Source organism: Scytonema hankhaensis NUACC26 (assembly GCF_045865695.1).
Classification (GTDB): Bacteria; Cyanobacteriota; Cyanobacteriia; order Cyanobacteriales; family Nostocaceae; genus Scytonema.
The window spans coordinates 50,260-72,555 of record NZ_BAACAP010000236.1 but is presented as its reverse complement, the minus strand read 5'-3'; the positions used below and the strand labels follow the sequence as shown (position 1 = coordinate 72,555).

Sequence of the window (22,296 nt, the reverse complement as noted above, 5' to 3'; positions counted from 1 at the left end):
AAAACTAAATTTATTTCAGTATATATACAAAACTTAGTTCATCTCTTTCGTAAATGTCCATGCATTTCTACTGGTTTTAAGTACGAATAAAATCTAAACCCCACTTAAACAACCGAAAAACTCGGAATTTCATTGAAGTCTTTAATTGGTTGAAATCCTATAGTCTCAAACCCGTGTAAAATAAGTATTTAAGAATTTTTATTGCTTCTTTTTCCAAGAAATCCGATATGAATATCGTTGTTTTAAAATATCTGTATATTAGTCATTTTTTACGGAAATTTCTTTTAGTGAAATGTTACGGTTCTCTGACAAAATGGGATAAGGGAACTAGAAAAATGAATAATTTTATCTTGTGGGATGGGCATCCTTGCCCGTCCTAATCTGAGTGGCAGGCAGGATGCCCGCACTACAAGAACTACTAAGCTACCCAACCTAAAATTTTTTACTATGGCAAACCAAACACTAGGACTTGAAAAAAATCTGTATGATTACTTATTATCGGTCTCCGTACAGGAACCTGAAGTTTTAACAAAGTTGAGACAAGAAACAGCCCAACACCCAATGAGCCAAATGCAAATTGCTCCAGAACAAGGACAGTTTATGGCTTTGTTGGTTCAGCTAATGGGAGCAAAAAGAACATTAGATATAGGGATATTTACTGGGTATAGTTCCCTGGTTGTCGCTTTAGCATTACCACCAGAGGGTAAAGTAGTAGCTTGTGATATCAGTGAAGAGTATACAGCGATCGCACGCCGTTATTGGCAACAAGCAGGTGTGGCAGATAAAATTGAGCTACACATTGCCCCTGCTATGGAGACATTAGATCGATTGCGGGCGCAAGGAGAAACTTTTGATTTTGCCTTCATCGATGCGGACAAAAGCAACTACGATAATTACTACGAGCAAGCATTACAATTGGTGCGCCCTGGGGGTCTAATTGCCATTGATAATGTTTTATGGTCGGGACGAGTTGCAGATTCTCAAGTGCAGGATAATAGAACAAATCGCATCCGTGCTTTTAACCAGAAATTATATCAAGATTCAAGAGTGGCAATCAGTTTAGTACCGATTGCTGATGGTTTAACCTTGGCTTTGAAAAAATAATCGTTGGGATACCACTCGATAAATTCTTCATAGGTTACTAATTTGGGTAAGGCTTGTGTCATATTTATTACATTTATATATACTTAATTTTAATATCTAAAACTATTAGCCTTAGCAATCTCTCTTCCTCGCTAATTCGATCTGTCGCTGCTTTTCCATCTGACGTGCTTTTTTCTCCTCAGAAAGAGTATCAAAGCAGTGAGGACAGGAAATACCTTCTTCATACTGAGGAGAGGTTTTCTCAGACTCAGAAATCGGATGTCCACAACTCGCACACAAATCGTAAGTTCCTGGTTCTAAACTGTGGCGAACAGCGATACGTTCGTCAAAAACAAAACATTCACCTTCCCACAAACTTTCTGACTCTGGAACTTCTTCTAAGTATTTTAGAATTCCGCCTTTTAAGTGATAAACTTCTTCAAATCCCTGAGAAAGCATGAAGGAGGAGGCTTTTTCACAACGAATTCCACCCGTACAAAACAAAGCCACTTTTCTGTGTTTTTTGGGGTCTAGCTGATGGAAAACATATTCTGGGAATTCACGGAATGACTTTGTGTTGGGATTTTGTGCTTTTTGGAAAGTACCGATACTGATTTCGTAGTCGTTGCGCGTGTCGATAACGGTGACTTCTGGATCGTTAATGAGAGTATTCCAATCTTTGGGATCGACATAAGTTCCTACTTGTTCGTTTGGGTTGACCTCTGATAACCCAATAGTGACAATTTCTTTCTTAAGTCGCACTTTCATGCGTTGAAACGGTGGGGACTCGGCGTGTGATTCTTTGTATTCTAAATCTGCCAAGCGAGGATCGGTACGCAAAAAGGATAGCACGGAATCGATCGCTTGAGGAGAACCTGCGATCGTACCGTTAATACCTTCTGGTGCTAGCAAAATCGTCCCCTTAATATCATGTGCTTGACAAAAAGACAACAAAGGCTCTTGTTTCTCAGTAAAGTCTGGCAAACTCACAAATTTGTAGAGTGTAGCAACGATTAAAGACATTTTTTGACTAATCCCCTTTCCGCAAACAGGAATCTAAGCTATGATACTTCTGTGAGTGTTAAGAACGTACATTTTCCATCATAAGGGGGTATAGCTCAGTTGGTAGAGCGCCTGCTTTGCAAGCAGGATGTCAGGAGTTCGAGTCTCCTTACCTCCATAATCAGTGACCAGTGACCAGCGAGCGTTACAAATCTCCAAATATTGAACTGTTTGGTATTTTTAGCAGGCATATTAGTGGAAAAATCTTAATTTTCACCACTTTCATCAAAATTTACTTGGTCGTAAATTTCATTGAGTGCAATTTGAAAATCAATTGTCTGAAGTGATAAGACTGTAGACTCACCTTCAAGTTCAGTGAATGACCACTGACCTTCCGCAGTTTTCACGTACTGCATCACATAATACTGATATTGGTCAATTAAAATATATTCCTTAAATTCCGGGATAGAGCGATAATATAAAAACTTATCGCCTTGGTCATAATTTTTGGTCGATTTAGATAAAACTTCTGCTATTAACATCGGATTCATAACCGTTGTGGTACTAGTTCCTGTGTAAACAGGTTTTCCTTGAATTATCATCACATCTGGATATGTATGCTGCCGATACTTCGGTATCCATAAACGCACATCACCGATGTAAACATCATGATTTTTCCGTCTTAAAGAAATTTTTAATGATGCGGCTAAATTTAAGGCAATTTTATTATGGTTGGTAGTACCACCCGTCATCGGAATAATTTCTCCATCGCGGTATTCGCTTTTATATTCTGCTTTTTCTTCTAGTTCTAAATATTCTTCTGGTGTGTAAGAGCGTTTTTGTGTTTCTAACTGCATAAAGATACTACCTATTTTTGTGCTGTTATAGTACTACTCGCGTCATTCATCTTCGTATTCTGCCCATGAATTTGGAGTTTCGGAGACTGCTACTTTCAGTTGCACGCCAGGGGGTACTCTTTTTTTTGTTTCATCATAAATATACTTAGCAATCATCTCAGCAGTGGTTTCATACTCAGGTGGCATGACTTCGTTAAGTACGCAATGGTCAAGCCCTCCTTTTTTGACATCCTGTTTAGCCCAGCGCAAGGTTCTAAAATCAGCCACCATAACTTCATGAGGACAGTACTGTGAGGAGTGCAGTTTTGATGAAGTTGCTTCAATTTTTACTTTGTAGGTATGACCGTGCAATCGACCACACGGCCCATCATAGTCTCGGATGTAATGGGCGCTATCAAATGTAAATTCAGTGACTAATTTCCACTTAGGCATTTTTATATCCTTTAATCATTGCCACTGGATAATCGGGATTGGCAGGATTTGGTATCAATTGTTGATTTTTACAATCTACAAGTAAATCTAATTTTTCTAAAATTACTTGACCAATTAAAACTTCATTTCCCATAACAAGAGCTTCATCAACTGTTATACGTCCCTCACATTCAATAATTATTGGTCTGGTGACTCCAATAGTTTCTTGATTACCATTAACGTACTGTGCAATTCTTTGTCCAATAATTCGCAACCCTAATTGCTCTACCATTTCTGAGGGAATAACCAGGGAAACTGCTCCTGTGTCTACTAATCCTATCACTTCATTTTGGCGTAATAAATGCGGTGCTAACAACCCACGAACTACTAATTCTTCATCCACAGCATTTTTTAACCTGACTGGGACTCTCACTGCTCCCATCATGTCATACTCCTAATAACAATTAATTATTACACACTATGTAGGGTGGGCATTGCCCACCACTAAGGCTTTTGGTGGGTAATGCCCACCCTACTTATATTTCATAAATCATTTATGTTCCCATATCATGTTTAATTATGACTTACACAAGAAAGATAGCCAGAATTTACCCAACCTTCTAAACCGTTCACTTTGCTATTTGGACTTTGAAGCACACGAACATAAACTCAAGGTGTACTTCCTGTCCTCAAGAATTGTATGCTATTGCCATTATTTAGACCAGCTCTTGACTTACCATTTGGTTGAAGGCGCAAAGCCAGTTGACCTGTTTGAAGATTCGTTACCGTACAACTAACTTGTTGAGCAATAATTTTTTGGTTTCCCGTACCAGCAAAAGCACTAGGAACAAAGTTCAAACCAGATAAAGATAACAAGATTAGGGTAAGCTTCAATAGAGAGGTTTGGTTTTTCATCGATATCAATCTCCAATCCCCGGACAAGCACTCGTTGATAAAGTGCAACTTTATACCTCTGAGGATACAAATACCTCTCAAGATTAACTTTTCAGCAATTTTCGTGTAATCTGGAAATCTACTGAACTATTTTTTTCTAAATGGGCAGTACAGGACTCGAACCTGTGACATCCTGCTTGTAAGGCAGGCGCTCTACCAACTGAGCTAACCGCCCGTGGTGTTTTCACTCACAAGAAATTATGTTAGCACATAAATTTTGAAAACGCGATAGTATTTTTGAGAAAAATTTTTCTACACATTCCTATGCCCTCTGGTCGGACTCACGATCGCATTACTCTATGGGCTTTGCCACTTGTGACTGGGGTAACTTTCTGGCAAACCAAAAGCGGTAACCTGACACTACTTGTTGCAGGAGGGTTTCTGTTTGGGGGGCTGATGTTCGGTCCCGACTTAGACATTTACTCACGCCACTACCAGCGTTGGGGGTTTTTACGTTTTATTTGGTTACCTTATCAAAAAAGCTTGCGTCATCGGTCATTCTTATCCCACGGTCCGATTATTGGTACAACACTACGAGTTATCTACCTCAGCACCTTAGTGGCTATCTTAGGGTTTTTAGCGATCGTCATTGGCGAAAAGATGTGCAATATACAGCTAGACTGGCAAATATTACGTAAAAATACAGCAAGTACGCTACTTAATTACTCTACAGAGCTTCTTGCGCTATTCTTGGGGCTAGAAATAGGTGCTATGAGTCATTCTCTAAGTGATTGGAGTGGTTCAGCATACAAGCGAGTGAAAAAGCAAGGAGTTAGTGGATTGCTACCTCATGGGAAAATGAAGAAAAGTAAAGTGAGAGGGGTACGGGGACAAGGAAGACAAGGGGGACAAGGGGACAAGGTGGACAAGGAGATAAGGGGGACAAGGAAGACAAGGAAGAACAACTAACCACTAACCACTAACTAATTATGAAAAATTCTGAAACATTAGCGGCTTTGCAAGAATTGATTGACGTGGTGGCAAAATTGCGATCGCCTGACGGAGGTTGTCCTTGGGATTTGGAACAAACTCCCCAGACACTAACACCATACGTCATAGAAGAAGCATATGAAGTTGTAGATGCTATCAACAGTGGAGATAAAAACGCCATAGCTGAAGAACTAGGCGACTTACTTTTACAAGTTGTTTTACAAGCTCAAATTGCCAGCGAATACCAACAATTTTCCCTGAAGGAAATTGCTGAAGGCATTTCACAAAAACTCATCCGACGCCACCCTCATGTTTTTGGCGAGATCGCAGTGCAAAGCGTTGATGAAGTGCGGCAAAACTGGGAAAAAATCAAAGCTGAAGAAAAAGGAGAACCCTCTCCTGAGAGCCAAAAACTCAGTTACAAACTGCAAGGTTATACGCGCAAACTTCCCCCATTAATGGTAACCATGAAAATTTCCCGTAAAGCTGCTGCAGTTGGGTTTGAGTGGGAGAATATTGATGGAGTGTGGGACAAATTTAATGAAGAATTAGCAGAATTCAAAGAAGCTTTAGCCCACGAAACACCAGAAAGACAACAAGCGGAATTGGGTGATTTACTGTTTTCTATTGTCCAACTTGCTCGCTGGAATAATATCGACCCCAGCGAAGCTTTACAAGGGACAAATAAGAAATTTATTCAGCGCTTAGAACAAATGGAGGGATTTGTCAATCGTCCTCTCTCCGATTACACCTTAGAAGAATTAGAAGCTCTTTGGCAACAAGCTAAAGCTAATGAGAGACTGGAGACTGGAAACTAAGGCGGCTTGCGTTAATCTCACAGTCAGCTTATCTAAGAACCTAACCCTCACAGGCATTACTGTAAATACTATTAGTCCTGGCGCAATTGTAACTCCAGGAGTGGAACGGTTGTTGAGTGAGATCGCTAAACAACACTGGGGTACTACTGACTGGGACAAAATCGAGAAGAGTGCCGTGCGGGAGATGTTTCCTAATCCAACTGGTCGCCTCGGACGTGTCGAAGAGGTAGCTAACCTCGCTACATTCGTCGCTAGTCCGCTCGCTGGCTATATCAACGGTGCTAATTTGCGTGTTGATGGCGGATTAGTTCCAACTGTTAACTAAAAGATTGTGCTTGCAGTTCTCTATGCACTTCAGCCGCAAGCCATACAGCTATTTGTTGAAACGGCTTTTACCAAACTAGCAACAGTGCAGGCAGAATTTAAGCAGGCACGGTTAGCTCTAAAGCGAGGGCGTATAGATGATTTGCTCAAGCGTATAATGACTAATGGTAAGTCGGCATTCATCGACTCTGAGAGGGGTTTGCCATTGTCCAATGTCTCCAAGCGTGCTAATTCTTCTTTGTTTTGCTCGATTAAGTCAGCAAGTTTGTAGAGTAATTCGCCGCGACGAGTTACGGACATCTTACGCCATTCTCCATTGTTGAAAGCAGCACGGGCCGCACGCACTGCCTTATCTACATCTGCTGCATCCGCCTCTGCTACACTGCAAATCGTCTCACCCGTAGCAGGGTTAATTGTTTCAAAACGCTTACCGCTAACGCTTTCTACCCACTCATTATTAATCAGCAGATTGGTTGGACCGATTTTGACTTGGTTTTCTAGTTTGAGTGCTGTAACCATCTGGCCCTCCTCTAAGCTAAGCTTTTATTAGAGATGTGTTTAAATCTACTTAATATGTTGCTTGGTACGTGAGGTATCAGGTGGCTTTCTTTATGTAATTTTATAGTTTGCTTTACATATGGAAAACTTAATTACAGTTGCTCAAAAAACAAGACAGGCTGCCCTCAAATTGGCAGTGCTTTCAACAGAGGCAAAAAATCAAGCAATAGAGGCGATCGCACAAGCTTTAGAATCGGCAAAAGATGAGATATTGCAAGCAAATATTGCTGACTGCGAAACATCTCTTGTAGAAGGAATTGCCGAACCGCTCTACAAACGTCTCAAATTGGACGAACATAAATTAAGAGATGCGATCGCGGGTGTGAGAGATGTTGGCAAATTAGCCGATCCCGTAGGGACTATACAAATTCATCGCGAAATCGATACGGGTTTAATCCTCAAGCGATTAACTTGTCCTTTAGGAGTCCTGGGAATCATTTTTGAAGCCCGTCCGGAAGCAGCTATTCAAATTGTTTCCCTAGCTATCAAATCAGGTAACGGCGTTATTCTTAAAGGCGGAAAAGAAGCCATTCGTTCTTGTGAAGCAATAGTTAAAGCCATTAAACAAGGATTATCTCAAACTGTAGTCAATCCAGATGCAGTCCAATTGTTAACAACAAGAGAAGAAATTTTAGAACTTTTGAAATTAGATAAATATGTAGATTTAATTATTCCCAGAGGTTCTAACTCATTTGTCCGTTTTGTTCAAGACAATACACGCATTCCAGTCCTCGGTCATGCTGATGGAGTTTGTCATCTCTATATAGATAAAGCCGCAGATTTAGAAAAAGCTGTTGCTATTACAGTTGATGCAAAAACAAACTATCCGGCTGCTTGTAATGCAATTGAAACTTTACTCGTTCATGCCAATCTTGCCTCAAAGTTCTTACCACAAATATGTGAAGCTTTGCAAAAACTTAAGGTTGAATTAAGAGGTGATGAACGCACGCGCCAAATTCTACCCGATATCTTAGAAGCAAGCGAACAAGATTGGGAAACAGAATACACTGCTTTGATTTTATCAATTAAGATTGTGGATTCCTTAGAAGAAGCTATTGCTCATATCAACGAGTACGGTTCCAAACACACGGATGGAATTGTATCTGAAGATGAAGAAGCAGCTCAAACGTTCTTGGCATTGGTAAACGCAGCTGGAGTTTACCACAACTGTTCTACCCGCTTTGCAGATGGTTTCCGTTACGGTTTTGGTGCAGAAGTTGGAATTAGCACTCAACAAATGCCGCCTCGCGGTCCTGTAGGTTTAGAAGGTTTGGTAACTTACAAATATCAAATGGTTGGTGACGGTCATATTGCAGCAACTTACACGGGAGCAAACGCTAAATCCTTTACCCATCGGGATTTGCTATAACAGTGACCAGTGACCACCTGACCAGTGACTAGTTAATCCCCATACTGAAAAGTAGGGGATTTAAATCAGGAATCAATTTCTTTTCTCCATAAATAAATTTAGGAGTGTGTATCTTATACCCACTGGTTATGCTATTACATAAGTGTAAGAGTATAATCAGGGCAAATATAGCAGTCCTAAATCAGTTGTAAAAATTTCCAGTACCGTAGGGTGGGCATTGCCCACCACTAAGACTTTTGGTGGGTATTGCCCACCCTATGTGTGTTTCATAAATCAAATAGGATTGCTATATATAGTATTTATTTTTCATTCTTCTGTAAATCAAGTTTTAATACGCCTTGGTGTGAATCGTTAATGCAATGAGAGATGAAAACAAGACAAAAGAACAGTTGATTCAAGAAATAGCTGAACTACGACAGCGTGTTTGTAGTCTAGAAACATTAGCAACTCAACAGCAACAAGCAGAAACAGCATTGTCCGAACACAGTCAACGGCAAATACAAAGAGAGCAAGCACTCAATCGAGTTATTCAAAGCATCCGCAATTCACTAGACATAAAAACAATTTTTTCCACAGCCGCTCGTGAAATTGCCCAACTCGTTAAAGCTGACCGAGCAGAAATTGTACAATATTTACCAGAAAGGCAACTGTGGTTAAACGTAACGGATTACCGTAAAAATCCACAGTTACCTAGTGCTTTGGGATTAGAGATTCCTGATACCAATAATGAAGTTGCATCTCGACTCAAGCGATTGGAAGTTGTTCTTATTGAAGATGCAAGCACTCATTCAGACGAAATCAATCGCAATTTTGCTGAAACTTTTTCTGGAGCTTGGTTGCTCGTACCATTACACGTTAACTCTTCAGTTTGGGGTAGTCTCAGCGTTATACGCACTCACCAATCTTCCCCTTGGCAGCAGGAGGATGTGGAATTAACATGCGCTGTAGCTGACCAATTAGCGATCGCCATACAGCAATCAACCCTCTACGAACAAGTACAAAGCGAACTACTCGAACGCAAACGAGCAGAAGCAGCAATTTACTTTCAAGCGAATTTATTATCAGCAGTAGAACAAGCAGTTATTGCTACCGATCTAGATGGAATAATTATTTATTGGAACCGCTTTGCAGAAACTTTATATGGCTGGTTAGCACAAGAAGTCATTGGTAAAGATATTATGGATGTTGTCTTGACCAAGGCTTCACGAAAGCAAGCAATTGAAATTATGTCTGACTTGCAACAAGGGAAAAGTTGGTCGGGCGAATTTCTTGTTCGGCATCGAGATGGGACTCCTTTCCTGGCACTAGTGACCGACTCCCCAATTTACAATGACCAAGGAATATTGATTGGAGTTGTTGGTATTTCTGTTGATATTACCGAACTCAAGCAAACCGAAGAGAAAATACGCCAACAAGCTGCCTTGCTTGACATTACCACAGATGCTATTTTAGTTCGAGACTTAGACCACAAAATTTTATTTTGGAACAAAAGTGCCGAGCGGATTTACGGTTGGAAAGCACAAGAAGTTTTAGGACAAAATGCTAAAAATTTATTATATAAAGAAATTACGCCACAAGTGCAAGAAGCGCTGCATCAAGTTAATAAGACAGGCGAATGGTATGGTGAATTGAACAAAGTCCGCAAAGATGGTAGGGAAATTATCGTAGAAAGCCGATGGACACTCGTGCGAGATGAAAATGGCAATTCAAAATCAATCCTTACTGTTGATACAGATATTACAGAAAAAAAACAACTTCAAACTCAATTTCTTCGCGCTCAACGATTGGAAAGTCTTGGCACACTTGCTAGTGGTATTGCTCATGACCTCAATAATATATTGTCTCCCATTCTGTTATCCGCTCAAATTTTACAAATAAAACTTGGAAATGAACAGCACCATCAGCTACTCGAAACTTTAGAAATTAACGCTCAACGTGGTGCTAATTTAGTCAAGCAAGTGCTTTCTTTTGCTCGTGGCACTGAAGGCGATCGCACAGTTTTACAAATTAAGCATTTAATAATAGAAATTCAGCAGTTTGCTAAACAAGCTTTTCCTAAATCTATTCAATTTATAGGTAAAATATCGCCAAACTTATGGACTATCTGTGGAGATACAACACAACTCTATCAAATGTTGATGAACTTAGTTATCAATTCTCGTGATGCGATGCCACAAGGTGGGATTTTAGAGATTTCTGCTGATAATTTTTTCATTGATGAAAATTATGTCAAGATGAATCTTGAAGCAACTGTTGGACCCCATATTATTATCTCTATTAGAGATACAGGCATAGGTATGTCGCCTGAAATCTTAGATAGGATTTTTGAACCTTTCTTCACCACTAAAGCAGTTGGACAAGGAACGGGATTAGGTCTTTCAACTGTTCTTGGTATTGTTAAAAGCCATGATGGGTTTATCAATGTTTTTAGTTCTGTTAGTAAAGGAACAGAATTTCAAGTGTTTTTAAAAGCTGTGATGGCAAATGAAACACGCTCGGTAGAAAATTTGGAACTACCAGTAGGAAATGGAGAATTAATTTTGGTGGTAGATGACGAAGCCAAAATTAGAGAGATTACCAAAACAACGTTAGAAAATTACAACTATCAAGTCCTAACTGCTAGCGATGGGATCGAAGCTATTTCATTATATGCTCAATACGTATCTGATGTTCGTGTTGTCTTGTTAGATATGATGATGCCCGCAATGGATGGTTTTACCACAATCCAAACTCTGAAAAAAATTAACCCATCTGTTAAAATTCTTGCCTCTAGCGGGCTTCGAGAAAATCAGTCAATTGCAGAATCTGTTGGTATTCACCAGTTTTTGCCAAAGCCGTATACCGTTCAGCAGTTATTGCAAATGTTACAAAGTCTGATAGGGGTTAGGGGTTAGGGGTTGGAGAGTTCAATTCATAGCTTAGCTGTCTTACACCAAGTATGAAAATCCCTATTCCCTAACCCCTAAACCAATGCTCTTAACAAAGCTTGTAACTTAAGCTGAACCTCTGCGAGTTCTTTTTCAGGATTGGAACCAGCAACAATACCAGCACCCGCATACAGTCTAGCGCGATCGCTATCTATAAGTGCTGAACGAATTCCTACGATAAACTCGCAGTTTCCTTCAGAGTCCACCCAACCTAATGGTGCTGCATACAATCCTCTTTCAAAGTTTTCATAACGGCGAATTTCACGACAAGCAATCTCTCTCGCTGCACCCGCAACAGCTGGTGTTGGATGCAATTGCGCGACTATCCTTAAAGGGTGTACGTTATTAGGAACAACGGCATTTATGGGAGTCCATAAGTGTTGAATGTTAGACAATTGTCGCAAACGAGGTTTTAACACTTGAGGTAGTAAACCCAGTTGCGACAGCCGTTGTGTAATAAAATCAATCACCAGAGAATGTTCGTGTCTTTCCTTTATGCTACTTAGCAAACGACTGGCATTCAGTGCATCTTCTGCTGGAGTTTTCCCCCGTGGTGCAGAACCAGCTAGAGCATCAGTAATTAATTGCTGCTTGTCAATGCCGATTAAACGCTCTGGACTCGCTCCTATAAAGTTCTGTCCTTTTCCATTACTAATGGAAAAGATACAACAATTGGAATGGAACTGTCTTAGATTATTTAAAGACTGTAGTAAGTTAAATCGAATATTGGCTCTAACATCTAGCACATCTGCTAAGACAACTTTCCTAAGACGATTTGACTGAATACTTTCCAAAGCCCCCAACACTGAACGCTTAAAGTGTTCTGGATTAGCTACATATTTTTGACTAAATTTTGGTTGTCTTATCTTCAAAGATGGAAAGTCATATTCTAGAGAATGAATAGTTTCTAGCTTACTCCATAGAACCTGTAATATTTTTTGAATATCCACACGAGCGTCGATGGGTATATTTGCAACAAAAGTGTATCGATTGTTTTTAACAGCCACTTGCCAACGGGGAAGAAAAATAGTAGCTGATGGAAAAGGATAATCAGCTTGACTGAGTTCATCAAAAAAACTAAAACTGCATAAAAACTGGGGTTTAGAAAAAGCTCTATCAATTTCGGAAAAACAAATGGTTCTATCCAGACAATCTTTGATAAAATATTCTGACTCCTTGAAGCGGTTTTTGCCTGTTATTTCTAATTTAGCAGCAGCATCAAAAGACGCGATCGCTTCTTTTTTGCTTTTATTCTCCCAATAAAAACTAACCTGCTGAGGTTGAGTCAATTTACCAAGTACAACCAGAGGATCGACTGGGGCAATCTCTATGGAAACACTAGCAATTTGGGTGCAATTCCTTCTTAGGCAATTTTGCTGAATTGCCCAAAGAAAGTGGTATAGCTCTTTATTGTATACAAAAAAGTCAGCGCGACATTGTGAAACTGTCATGATCTAAAAATAGTAAATTTTTTTTAAGTTATCTTCCAAAAGAGTCATAAATCATGGTCGTATTTCTACAGGTAACACAAACAGACCCTTTTAACCAGAGTGAGTTTTGCAAAGTTGTAGTTTTGCAAAAACTTGCCTGCAATGTCCTGTTTCTGCTGTAATTTGAGACTGAGACAAAAAGTGGCAACTCTTGAGTTGTTACCTGCATAGAGTTTATTTCCAAACCATAAATTTTTGTGGATTGGGAAGTACTAGCAATTTTAGTAAATCGCGACCAATGACTACAAAGCTGATTTCTTATCCCAACAAGAAGTTATGGATGGCGGCACTAAAACCGCCAATGTATAGTGTTGCTATTATGCCCATATGGGTGGGTACAGCTATTGCTTTTTCTGAAACAAAGACTTTTCATGGAGCAGTTTTTTCTACCTTTGTAGCGGCTGCAATTTGTATCCTAGCTTGGGAAAATCTCAGTAATGATGTCTTTGATTCGGAAACAGGTATTGATAAAAATAAACACCATTCTTTGGTAAATCTGACTGGTAATAAAACCCTCATCTTCTGGTTAGGAAATTTATTGTTAGGGTTGGGTTTGTTAGGAATATTAGCAATAGCTTGGTGGCAACAGGATTTAACCGTAATAGGAATAATCTTGTTGTGCTGTGCTTTAGGCTATACGTATCAAGGACCTCCCTTCCGTCTAGGATATCAAGGTTTGGGGGAAATCATTTGCTTTTTTGCCTTTGGACCGTTGGCTGTATCCGCTGCATACTACAGTCAAACAGCGAATTGGTCATGGCGAGCATTGGTAGCTTCGATAGTCGTTGGGATCGCCACAAGTTTAATTTTGTTCTGTTCTCATTTCCATCAAGTGAAGGACGACATAGCCGCAGGTAAGCGTTCTCCAATTGTCCGTTTGGGTACGCAAAGAGGAGCCGAACTCTTACAGTTGTTTACAGGCAGCATTTATGCATTAACCTTCATTGGCGTACTTTGGGGAATTTTTCCAAGTTGGACTTTACTCAGTTGGGTCAGTTTACCCTTTGCAAGACAGTTATGTCATCACGTCCAGACAAATCACAACCAACCAGACAAGGTAAATAATTGTAAATTTATTGCTGTATCAGTCCATTTTTGGATTTGTTTGTTATTTGGCTTAGGGTTTGTATTTGGTTAGTTAGTAGGTTGGGTTGAGGAACGAAACCCAACATTTAATCCAATTATTAGGTGTCATTTCGTTCTACCCAAACCACACAATACATTTGGCGATTTAAGAATAAATGACCTCTTAGCAATTAGCCATTAGCCATTAGCAATGCATTACCAATTTCAGTTTCGTCCCTATCGACGGAGATTTGTGCGATCGCTAACTACAAGTCATGGTGTTTGGGATACACGCGAAGGTATAATCCTCAAACTGACAGATGATTTAGGCAGAGTGGGTTGGGGTGAAATTGCACCCATCAACTGGTTTGGTTCTGAAAACCAAGAGGAAGCTCTTTTATTCTGTCATCAGTTACCAAAGACAATAACAGAAGAAACAATTTTCTCAATTCCTGACGAGTTACCCGCTTGTCAATTTGGTTTTGAATCAGCTTTTTGGGGACTGGAGACTAGGGACTGGGGACTAGAGGACGAGGTAGACAAGGGAATTTATCCTACTTCATCATTCAATCCCCATCGCCCCTTATCCCCAGAGGGGACCCCGAGTTCCCCATCGCCCCTTATCCCCAGAGGGGACCCCGAGTTCCCCAATCCCCAACATACAGCGCCTTATTACCTGCAGGAGAAGAAGCATTGGAGGTGTGGCAAACACTTTGGCAGCAGGGGTATCGTACTTTTAAATGGAAAATAGGCGTTTACCCTGTTGCTGAAGAATTAAGAATTTTTGAAAGACTTGCTCAAACCTTACCATCCTTGACAAAACTCCGGTTAGATGCAAACGGGGGCTTGAGTTATGAAGAGGCTAACTTGTGGCTTTGGACTTGCGACAATGTTAAGGCTGACAGTAGCTTGAATTTAGAAATTGAATTTATCGAACAACCACTGTCTGTAGATAAGTTTGATTCTGTGTTGGAATTAAGTTATTGCTATAACACTGCAATAGCCTTAGATGAATCTGTCGCGACATTCCACCAACTAACAACTTGTTACCAAAAAGGCTGGCGAGGGATTTTTGTCATTAAGCCGGGAATAGTTGGTTCGCCCTCGCGTTTGCGTCAATTTTGCTTAGAGTGTGAAGTTGACACTGTATTTTCTTCTGTTTTTGAAACTTCGATTGGTAGAAAAGCAGCACTCCAACTTGCTGTTGAATTATCGCGAAACAACAGAGCGGTAGGTTTTGGAGTCAATCATTTTTTTGCAGAAGAGGAAGAAATTTGGTTGAAAAATTTATGGTAAAAACGTTAGAGAATATTGTAGAACAGTCCTTTCGCTTACCTTCAAATTGGCTAATTTGCGATACGGCTTCAGCCCGTAAACAGCTGGCTTGTAGCGAGCGTTTATTTCCCCTCATTGCCGAACAACGATATTTAGAGTTAATACAGTTTTCCCACTGGGAAACACCACCAAAGATTCTCTTAGCAGAACCCGAACCCATCAAGTTTCTTGCAAGTTTCATAGCAGCTTGTCAAGCAAATTGCCCAGTTTTCCTTTGTAACCCCAATTGGGGACAACAGGAATGGGAACAGGTTTTTGATTTGGTGCAACCGGATATTATTTGGGGATTGGGGACTGGCGACTGGCGACTGGCGACTAGGGAAATACTTAATAACCGAACCTCAATTCCTACTCCCCAGCCCCCAATCGCCAATCGCCAATCGCCACTCATCATGATTCCCACTGGGGGTTCGTCGGGAAAAATTAAGTTTGCCATGCATACTTGGGAAACTTTAATGGCATCAGTACGGGGATTTCAAGAATATTTTCAGATAGATAAAATAAATTCTTTTTGCGTACTACCTCTCTATCATGTTGGCGGTTTAATGCAATTTATGCGCTCCTTTACAACAGGAGGTCATCTGGCGATTTTACCATTTAAAGAGTTAGAATCTGGAGAAAAATATAATATTCAACCGCGAAAATTCTTTATATCTTTAGTACCAACACAGTTACAGCGTCTCCTGCAAAATTCAGAATCAACCCAATGGCTTGCACAGTTTCAGACAGTTCTTTTGGGAGGTGCGCCTGCTTGGAATGAAATTTTAGAAGCAGCAAGGTTTCATAAAATTCCGTTGGCTCTTACTTATGGTATGACAGAAACAGCATCTCAAATCGCAACCCTCAAACCTGATGATTTTCTGAGCGGGAAAGATGGTTGTACTCAGCTGCTACCTCATGCTAAAGTCAAGATTTATAACGAGCAAAGTGGAATTTTAAAACCCCATCAAATAGGTAATATCAAGATATATTCTCGCTCCTTAGCCCTTGGTTACTATCCTAATATTAGAGATAATCAAGATTATCTACAAACAGATGACTTGGGATTTTTTGATGAACAAGGATATTTACATATTTCTGGACGTATTAGTGACAAAATTATTACAGGTGGAGAAAATGTTTATGCTATGGAGGTGGAATCAGCTATTAGAAGAACTCAAATGGTAGCAGATGTTTGCGTAATTGGTGTACCCGATAAGGTTTGGGGACAAGCAATAACAGCGATTTACATACCCATAAACTCAAATATTTCTGAGTTAAAAATTAGGACATCCCTGAAAAATAAAATTAGTCGTTTTAAAGTTCCAAAACATTGGATAAAAGTAGAGAATTTACCTCGAAATTCTCAAGGTAAAGTTAATCGACAGCAACTACAGGAATTAGCTAGCAATCTTTTGCAAAACAATCTTGTTTCAAGTTAACTATTGAGTATTGTCCTTGGTTGTTTATCGTTAGTTAATTCTCAAATTGTGAGGGTAACTAAAAAATAGTTAACCGCAGATGAACGCAGACGGACGCGGATTGATTGGGAGTATCCTAATTTGGAACAAACACGCCCGCGATTGAAATCGCAGCTATACAAGCTAAGTCCGCCTACGCGGATTTAATATAAAGTCCACCTGCGTGGACTTTGTTTGTGTAGCCCCAGAATTCTATTCTGAAGGCATATTTGCCAAAACAAGATGCTCCCGATTGACTTGTACTTCAGCAAACTAAAAAAAACTCATATTAACTATCATTTAACTTCATAATTGATAATTTATAATTCATCATTCATAAAGTTTCTCTCGATTTTCTTCTCTCTACACTTTCAGCACCTTTGCGATTTGTCTCCAACCATTGCTTCATGTGTTCTGGTAACTCTGTTTTGGTTCTGGTGGATGTATCAATACAAACGTGTCTAGTAATTGCCTTTGCAGCAACTACCTCGCCAACAACAACTTCATAACTAACTTCAAATCTATCCCCACTGAGTTGTTGGGGTATGAGTCTAATAACTAAATTATCCCCAGAGTACAATGGGCGAAAAAAATCAACATTCGCATGAACGATGGGGAATGCAATAGATGGATTCGTGAAAAATTCTTTGAGATTAATGCCAACTGTGGCTAGAGATTCTTCATAGGCTTCATGACATATAGCCAAGACATTGGCAAAGTACACAACTCCGGCGGCATCTGTATCTCGAAAGCGAACGGTGTGCTTGTATGTAAAAGCCATATTGAAAAAATCTTAGGTAGGAAGTATATAACAGACTGTTTGCCTGCCACTGTAACCAAGTTTACCAATTATTTGTTTGTTCGATCTAAAGGGTTTGTTTCTAGGAAATAAATTATCCATCTTGTGGTACGGGCGTCCTCGCCCGTCTTTTATAAGCAGTGGCAGAGTGGTACGGGCGTCCTCGCCCGTCTTTTATAAGCAGTGGCAGAGTGGTACGGGCGTCCTCGCCCGTCTTTTGTAAGCAGTGGCAGAGTGGTACGGGCGTCCTCGCCCGTCTTTTGTAAGCAGTGGCAGTGAGTGGTACGGGCGTCCTCGCCCGTCTTTTGTAAGCAGTGGCAGTGAGTGGTACGGGCGTCCTCGCCCGTCTTAAGTTAGTAGCGGGCTAGAAGCCCGCACCACAAGAACCTCATCACAAGACACCACAAGAACCTTACCCAAGGAAATTTTGGAAGATTTTTTATTTGGAAGTCCCTAAAGGTGAATAAATATCCTCAGAATCGGGATTGAGGTATGGACGTTGTAGATCGAGACCTAACTCAGCAAAATGCTGGTAAATGGCTGACATCCTCTTTTCGGTAGAATTATCACCATTTTCCCAAGATTCTAACAAAGCATTAGCCACAATTTGGCAACGGTTCATACCAAAGCTTTCTTGAGATGCAAATTTCTGACTTGGTTCTTCTGCAAGACCAAGCCCTGGGGCTAAAAATTTGGTGAATAGAGGAATGTCTTTGTGAAAATGAGCTTGATGCTTCACATATACAACTTTCAAAATTTTTCGCACTGCTGAGTAATCTTCACGTTCAAAGTAAAGGACTCCCGAATCGTAGCGTCCGTAACTCGAACGATTGTGTAAAACTTGGAAACTAAATGGAATTTCAGCAGAATTGAGTAGCCTAGTGAGACTATTCATGAGGGCGATCGCACCTGTTGGGGTTATATTAAAGTAAATTCGCCCCACGCCGAATTCACCTTCTAAATTGACTTGTAAATCCTGACCGACATTGCTAACTGCTATATAAAAGCCATTTTCTATACGATTTTTCGGCATCCAAATCGCTGTGACTTCACCAACTTTAGAAGACTGGATTATAGTTTCTAAGTTGGCTGGACGCTCAACGTATAATGTTAAACCACCTTTGGCAACTGCCATACTACCATCTGGTTCTTGGCGCAATACTTCCCAACCAGAATCAAAATAACCAACACCATGGTTGCTGGCGTGTAGTTGTTCGTAAAATGGTAAGTCGATTTTAAAGTTATAATCGCTCTCTAAACTTTTATGTGGAAGGTTACTAGGACAAATGCCATTTTTTTCTACCAGTATCTTTTTTAAAGAACCATTGTAATAGATACCGTGGAGAAAATTCCTCAGTAATAGAGAGAGATATTTTTGTTGTAAACTGGGTGAAGTTTGCTGAAATCTATCTACAACTTGTTCGGGTAAGGCAAAAGGTTGGTATTTAGGATGGCTAATGGAAAAACTCGATTCGATTTGAATGTTGCTAGCTATATCTAAGAGAGATTTTAAGAGTGGTTTTGAAGATTTTAACATGATGCGACAATAAGGGAGTTGAGGAATGGGGGAAGTCAGGGAAAAGAATATTGCTCTTATATCCTTTTCGTCCTGTCTTCCCTTTGGCTAACAGCCGCGCAAACGGGCTTTATTGTTGTTGTAAAGGCGCAGTAAATTGGCTTCTTTTTGTGCTTGAGAAGATTTCGTGAGTTTTACAAATGGTTTGGCGATCTCTACTTCTGAAACACCAAAAACAGTCATCACGGATTCTTCAGGTTTAGTCAGTAACGCTCTAGCAATTTGAAACGTACAGATACCTGAGTTATCAAAGTAGCGATGCTGTTTAATTTTTTCATCTATTTGATGAAGCAGAGATAAACCTGCAAATTGAACGGTACGGAGAAGAAAATCATGACGCTCTTCAAGAATTGTTGGAAAAGTATCGAGATAAGCTTGAATCAAAGCCAACAGTGAAGGCTGGAGAATGTCTAATGGAATAGCTGCTAGATGTAGAGATTCATCTAACTCTAGAGTGGGGTCTACTACCAAACTGTCTAACCCCATTGCCAAATAACTGGCTACTAAAGTTCCTAAGTCAAAGGCGGGATCGCCCCAAGCACAGGCTTCCCAATCAATCAGTCGTACCAAACAGTTGTCTAGTCGATCCCATTTGGAATGAAGCAAAATGTTGTCTAATCTCAACTCGTTATGAGTTAGACAACAAGGCTTCCATTCATAAGATAATTCCGCGATCGCTCCTTCTATGCTTTCATAGCGTTGGTAGAGCGTATAGAATTTTAAGGCGTTAGTAGGAACCGTACCAATGATTTCCGGTCCAATCGATCCAAGCCCTTGTGCTGGATTATATAAATGATAGCGATACTCACCTTCTGGTGCAGTTGCCATAAAATCGCGATACTCGTGGCGTTTAAAGGTTGCGCGATGTAACAATCCCACACAAGTACCAATCGCACTGGCAATAGCTTTGGGAAACCGCAAGTTTTGTTGATAGAAACTGGCAATGTCAGAATAATCTTTTAAGTAATTGCGAACTAAGACAGATTTCTTACTATCGAAGTACACCACCAATGATGCGATCGCGGAAATACTCCCCAAAGCAGGAAAGCGTTCAAGCAATTGGTGAAACAGCCATTCATTGAAAAATTCATGCGGTTTTCCGTTATCAATATGGCGTTCCTGTTTGACCAACAGCTTCCGATTTCCTTTTAGAGTAACGAGCAAATTAAAATTTTTCTTGCTACTCTGTGGCAATTCAGAGTCGGTAGAAACGCCTTCTTCTGGGCTACACAGACCTGCTTCTTGCAGGTACTGGATAACGTTATGAGAAGACAGTGAGGTTAACATGCACTATTTCCACTCATCGAAAGATTGCGTAGACAATTTGTTGTAATAGGGTTTGATTTTACTTCAGCAATAAGTAGGTAGCAGCAAGCCTGATATCAATTCCCATTTGTATAAACTATTAATATCCTATTTTAAAAATTGACACTTGCCAAAATGGCAATACTCAGTTTAATCTCTCTTTAAATTTTACCTAATAAGATGTTATTCCTTTAACAATTTTATCTGGCTTACGTACATACATAAACTTTGATGTTAACCATTTGTTGGGTTGTAACCTTTCCTAATTTTTAAATGACACGGGAATATACTTACCCACTTTTTACAGTGACACCTCACAGTACACAACATCCCAGTTAATTTCCGGATATTTCAAATGATTTTCTTATACAGCTAGTTGCTGTAAGCACAATGCTTCTGTCTTGAGAATCGGGACTAGCCATTGGCGATTGGGGAATAGGAAAGAGATACTTTCGTGTTTGGTTGTGGGATTTTCCCGTGAATGACTGTCTCGAAACGAGCATTAGAAGAAAATTTACAACTTCAATCTTTCTAAAGGATGACATTTGTTTCTTTTTATTTTTTCAGCACATTAATTTTATTTCCGAAAAAAGTCATAATTTTCTGTAACTTAGACAACAAATTATTGATTACACAAAAAAGTTTAGAAATAAAAATAAAACTTTACTTATTGTTAACTTGAAGAGACATTTTTTTGAATAGGGCATTGGGCATTGTCCCACTTTATTTCAGCTTTTTCATTGCGACTACCTTTCACCATCGCATAAAAATTTAGTAACAAGCTATGTTGTGACGGCAATCGCAAGAAATAACAGATGAATCGCAATAATTGGCAAGACAGATTCTGTAAGACTTTTTACCATAAAAGCACAACCGAGCTAGTCTGCAAGCAAACGGAGCAAAACCTATGAAAACACGCAAACTTGGCGATCGAGGACTTGTGGTATCAGAATTAGGACTGGGCTGCATGGGTATGTCAGAATTTTATGGCGATCGCGACGAACAAGAGGCAATCTCCACGATTCACCATGCTCTCGATCTTGGCGTGACGTTACTCGATACGGCGGATATGTATGGACCCTTTACCAACGAAAAGTTAGTAGGTCGAGCAATTAAAGACCGCCGAGATCTGGTTGTGCTAGCAACAAAATTTGGTAATGTTCGTACAGAAGACGGTGGTTGGTTGGGCGTGAGCGGCAAAGCAGAATATGTACATCAAGCTTGTGATGCTTCGTTGAAACGATTGGGAGTTGATGTCATTGACTTGTATTATCAACACCGAGTCGATCCGACTGTACCAATTGAAGAAACAATTGGGGCAATGGCAGAATTAGTACAACAGGGTAAAGTTCGTTACCTCGGAATCTCAGAGGCAAACCCTGCAACAATTCGACGAGCACAAGCCGTTCACCCTATTGCTGCATTGCAAACTGAATACTCTCTTTGGAGTCGCGAGCCTGAAGACGAAATTTTAGATACAGTACGAGAGTTAGGTATTGGGTTTGTTGCTTACAGTCCTTTAGGACGAGGGTTTTTGTCAGGAGCTATTACTAGTCCAGATGATTTTGCTCCCGACGATTATCGCCGTATGTCTCCTCGGTTTCAGGGTGATAACTTTTATAAGAATCTAGAACTGGTGAATCAAGTGAAAGCGATCGCAGCTGAAAAAAGTGCAACTCCCAGCCAACTAGCATTAGCATGGTTATTAGCTCAGGGGAATGACATTGTTCCTATTCCAGGGACAAAACGACGACGCTATCTAGAAGAGAACATAGCAGCAACAGAGATTACACTTACACCAGACGATCTTCGACGGATTGAAGAGGTAGCACCCAAGGGATCTGCAGCAGGCGAGCGTTATCCAGAGCAACATATGAGTGCGGTCAATCTTTAACAGTGACCACCTGACCAGTAACCAGTGACCAGTAATCAGTGACCAGTGACCACCTGACCAGTAACCAATGACCAGTGATGAGAGAAATAGTTTCATAAGAAATAGCAAGAAATTGTTGTAATTCACAAGAATTGGCAAGACAACTCGTGCAAAGTCTTTT

General features: G+C 40.2%; 20 protein-coding genes, 2 tRNA genes and 1 pseudogene. 12 read left to right on the top strand and 11 right to left on the bottom strand.

All coding sequences use genetic code 11. The features are described 5' to 3' along the window. Positions 1-447: 447 nt before the first annotated feature. Positions 448-1,104 (top strand): class I SAM-dependent methyltransferase, encoded by a 657-nt coding sequence (locus tag ACKTT2_RS38105; protein WP_407896227.1) that lies wholly within the window; start codon positions 448-450, stop codon positions 1,102-1,104. 111 nt (positions 1,105-1,215) lie between these two features. Here the strand turns inward: ACKTT2_RS38105 and trhO are convergent, their stop codons facing one another. Beyond that, positions 1,216-2,106, bottom strand: a complete 891-nt coding sequence (trhO, locus tag ACKTT2_RS38100) for an oxygen-dependent tRNA uridine(34) hydroxylase TrhO (RefSeq protein ID WP_407896225.1) — start codon at positions 2,104-2,106, stop codon at positions 1,216-1,218. 84 nt (positions 2,107-2,190) lie between these two features. Here trhO and ACKTT2_RS38095 point away from each other — a divergent pair. After that, positions 2,191-2,263 (top strand) — tRNA-Ala (locus ACKTT2_RS38095). An 88-nt stretch (positions 2,264-2,351) separates the two neighbouring features. On the opposite strand, the gene ACKTT2_RS38090 is transcribed toward ACKTT2_RS38095, so the two are convergent. The 5 genes from ACKTT2_RS38090 to ACKTT2_RS38070 all read right to left on the bottom strand — a co-directional run bounded on the left by ACKTT2_RS38090 (position 2,352) and on the right by ACKTT2_RS38070 (position 4,482). Beyond that, on the bottom strand, positions 2,352-2,942 hold the full coding sequence (locus tag ACKTT2_RS38090) for a Uma2 family endonuclease (protein ID WP_407896223.1): 591 nt from the start codon (positions 2,940-2,942) through the stop codon (positions 2,352-2,354). A 42-nt stretch (positions 2,943-2,984) separates the two neighbouring features. Then, on the bottom strand, positions 2,985-3,374 hold the full coding sequence (locus ACKTT2_RS38085; protein ID WP_407896221.1) for a 6-pyruvoyl trahydropterin synthase family protein: 390 nt from the start codon (positions 3,372-3,374) through the stop codon (positions 2,985-2,987). Next, entirely contained in the window at positions 3,367-3,798 is a 432-nt protein-coding gene (locus ACKTT2_RS38080; protein WP_407896219.1) for an aspartyl protease family protein, read from the bottom strand. Before ACKTT2_RS38080 ends, ACKTT2_RS38085 begins: the two co-directional genes overlap by 8 nt. Positions 3,799-4,022: 224 nt before the next feature. Continuing rightward, positions 4,023-4,268 carry a hypothetical protein gene (locus ACKTT2_RS38075; RefSeq protein ID WP_407896217.1) on the bottom strand — a complete coding sequence of 82 codons (246 nt, stop codon included), beginning with the start codon at positions 4,266-4,268 and terminating at the stop codon, positions 4,023-4,025. Positions 4,269-4,409: 141 nt separating this feature from the next. Then, positions 4,410-4,482 (bottom strand) — tRNA-Val (locus tag ACKTT2_RS38070). 89 nt (positions 4,483-4,571) lie between these two features. On the opposite strand from ACKTT2_RS38070, the gene ACKTT2_RS38065 reads away from it, so the two are divergent. Genes ACKTT2_RS38065 through ACKTT2_RS38055 form a run of 3 tightly spaced genes read left to right on the top strand, consistent with a single transcriptional unit; the run spans position 4,572 to position 6,380 of the window. After that, the gene (locus tag ACKTT2_RS38065) at positions 4,572-5,216 is read left to right on the top strand and encodes a metal-binding protein (protein WP_407896309.1); all 645 of its coding nucleotides are present in this window, start codon (positions 4,572-4,574) and stop codon (positions 5,214-5,216) included. A 20-nt stretch (positions 5,217-5,236) separates the two neighbouring features. Continuing rightward, a complete protein-coding gene (gene mazG / locus ACKTT2_RS38060; protein WP_407896215.1) occupies positions 5,237-6,055 on the top strand; it encodes a nucleoside triphosphate pyrophosphohydrolase in 819 nt (272 codons plus the stop codon). Continuing rightward, positions 6,030-6,380, top strand: coding sequence for an SDR family oxidoreductase (locus ACKTT2_RS38055; protein ID WP_407896213.1), 351 nt, complete (start codon positions 6,030-6,032; stop codon positions 6,378-6,380). Before mazG ends, ACKTT2_RS38055 begins: the two co-directional genes overlap by 26 nt. Positions 6,381-6,409: 29 nt before the next feature. Here the strand turns inward: ACKTT2_RS38055 and ACKTT2_RS38050 are convergent, their stop codons facing one another. Further along, positions 6,410-6,898 carry an aldehyde dehydrogenase family protein gene (locus tag ACKTT2_RS38050; protein ID WP_407896211.1) on the bottom strand — a complete coding sequence of 163 codons (489 nt, stop codon included), beginning with the start codon at positions 6,896-6,898 and terminating at the stop codon, positions 6,410-6,412. A 118-nt stretch (positions 6,899-7,016) separates the two neighbouring features. Between ACKTT2_RS38050 and ACKTT2_RS38045 the strand changes: the two genes are divergently transcribed. Further along, positions 7,017-8,306, top strand: a complete 1,290-nt coding sequence (locus ACKTT2_RS38045) for a glutamate-5-semialdehyde dehydrogenase (RefSeq protein WP_407896209.1) — start codon at positions 7,017-7,019, stop codon at positions 8,304-8,306. Positions 8,307-8,665: 359 nt separating this feature from the next. Then, on the top strand, positions 8,666-11,200 hold the full coding sequence (locus ACKTT2_RS38040; protein WP_407896207.1) for a hybrid sensor histidine kinase/response regulator: 2,535 nt from the start codon (positions 8,666-8,668) through the stop codon (positions 11,198-11,200). Positions 11,201-11,268: 68 nt separating this feature from the next. Here the strand turns inward: ACKTT2_RS38040 and ACKTT2_RS38035 are convergent, their stop codons facing one another. Beyond that, on the bottom strand, positions 11,269-12,684 hold the full coding sequence (locus ACKTT2_RS38035) for an isochorismate synthase (RefSeq protein ID WP_407896205.1): 1,416 nt from the start codon (positions 12,682-12,684) through the stop codon (positions 11,269-11,271). Between the two features lie 277 nt (positions 12,685-12,961). Here ACKTT2_RS38035 and menA point away from each other — a divergent pair, with 277 nt between their 5' ends. From menA to ACKTT2_RS38020, 3 genes and pseudogenes are all read left to right on the top strand, one after another. Next, a complete protein-coding gene (gene menA / locus ACKTT2_RS38030) occupies positions 12,962-13,861 on the top strand; it encodes a 2-carboxy-1,4-naphthoquinone phytyltransferase (protein ID WP_407896203.1) in 900 nt (299 codons plus the stop codon). A 138-nt stretch (positions 13,862-13,999) separates the two neighbouring features. Beyond that, a pseudogene (locus ACKTT2_RS38025) lies at positions 14,000-15,084 on the top strand (o-succinylbenzoate synthase). After that, a complete protein-coding gene (locus ACKTT2_RS38020) occupies positions 15,078-16,544 on the top strand; it encodes a 2-succinylbenzoate--CoA ligase (RefSeq protein ID WP_407896201.1) in 1,467 nt (488 codons plus the stop codon). The pseudogene ACKTT2_RS38025 and the gene ACKTT2_RS38020 overlap by 7 nt, the downstream one beginning before the upstream one ends. A gap of 352 nt (positions 16,545-16,896) precedes the next feature. Here ACKTT2_RS38020 and ACKTT2_RS38015 read toward each other — a convergent pair whose 3' ends face one another. After that, positions 16,897-17,343 carry an acyl-CoA thioesterase gene (locus tag ACKTT2_RS38015; RefSeq protein WP_407896199.1) on the bottom strand — a complete coding sequence of 149 codons (447 nt, stop codon included), beginning with the start codon at positions 17,341-17,343 and terminating at the stop codon, positions 16,897-16,899. A 244-nt stretch (positions 17,344-17,587) separates the two neighbouring features. Between ACKTT2_RS38015 and ACKTT2_RS38010 the strand changes: the two genes are divergently transcribed. Next, a complete protein-coding gene (locus ACKTT2_RS38010; protein ID WP_407896197.1) occupies positions 17,588-17,713 on the top strand; it encodes a hypothetical protein in 126 nt (41 codons plus the stop codon). Between the two features lie 87 nt (positions 17,714-17,800). Here the strand turns inward: ACKTT2_RS38010 and ACKTT2_RS38005 are convergent, their stop codons facing one another. Continuing rightward, on the bottom strand, positions 17,801-18,898 hold the full coding sequence (locus tag ACKTT2_RS38005) for a T3SS effector HopA1 family protein (protein WP_407896195.1): 1,098 nt from the start codon (positions 18,896-18,898) through the stop codon (positions 17,801-17,803). A gap of 87 nt (positions 18,899-18,985) precedes the next feature. Then, positions 18,986-20,224, bottom strand: a complete 1,239-nt coding sequence (locus ACKTT2_RS38000) for a phosphotransferase (RefSeq protein WP_407896193.1) — start codon at positions 20,222-20,224, stop codon at positions 18,986-18,988. 925 nt (positions 20,225-21,149) lie between these two features. On the opposite strand from ACKTT2_RS38000, the gene ACKTT2_RS37995 reads away from it, so the two are divergent. Further along, the gene (locus ACKTT2_RS37995) at positions 21,150-22,136 is read left to right on the top strand and encodes an aldo/keto reductase (RefSeq protein ID WP_407896191.1); all 987 of its coding nucleotides are present in this window, start codon (positions 21,150-21,152) and stop codon (positions 22,134-22,136) included. Positions 22,137-22,296: the final 160 nt, after the last annotated feature.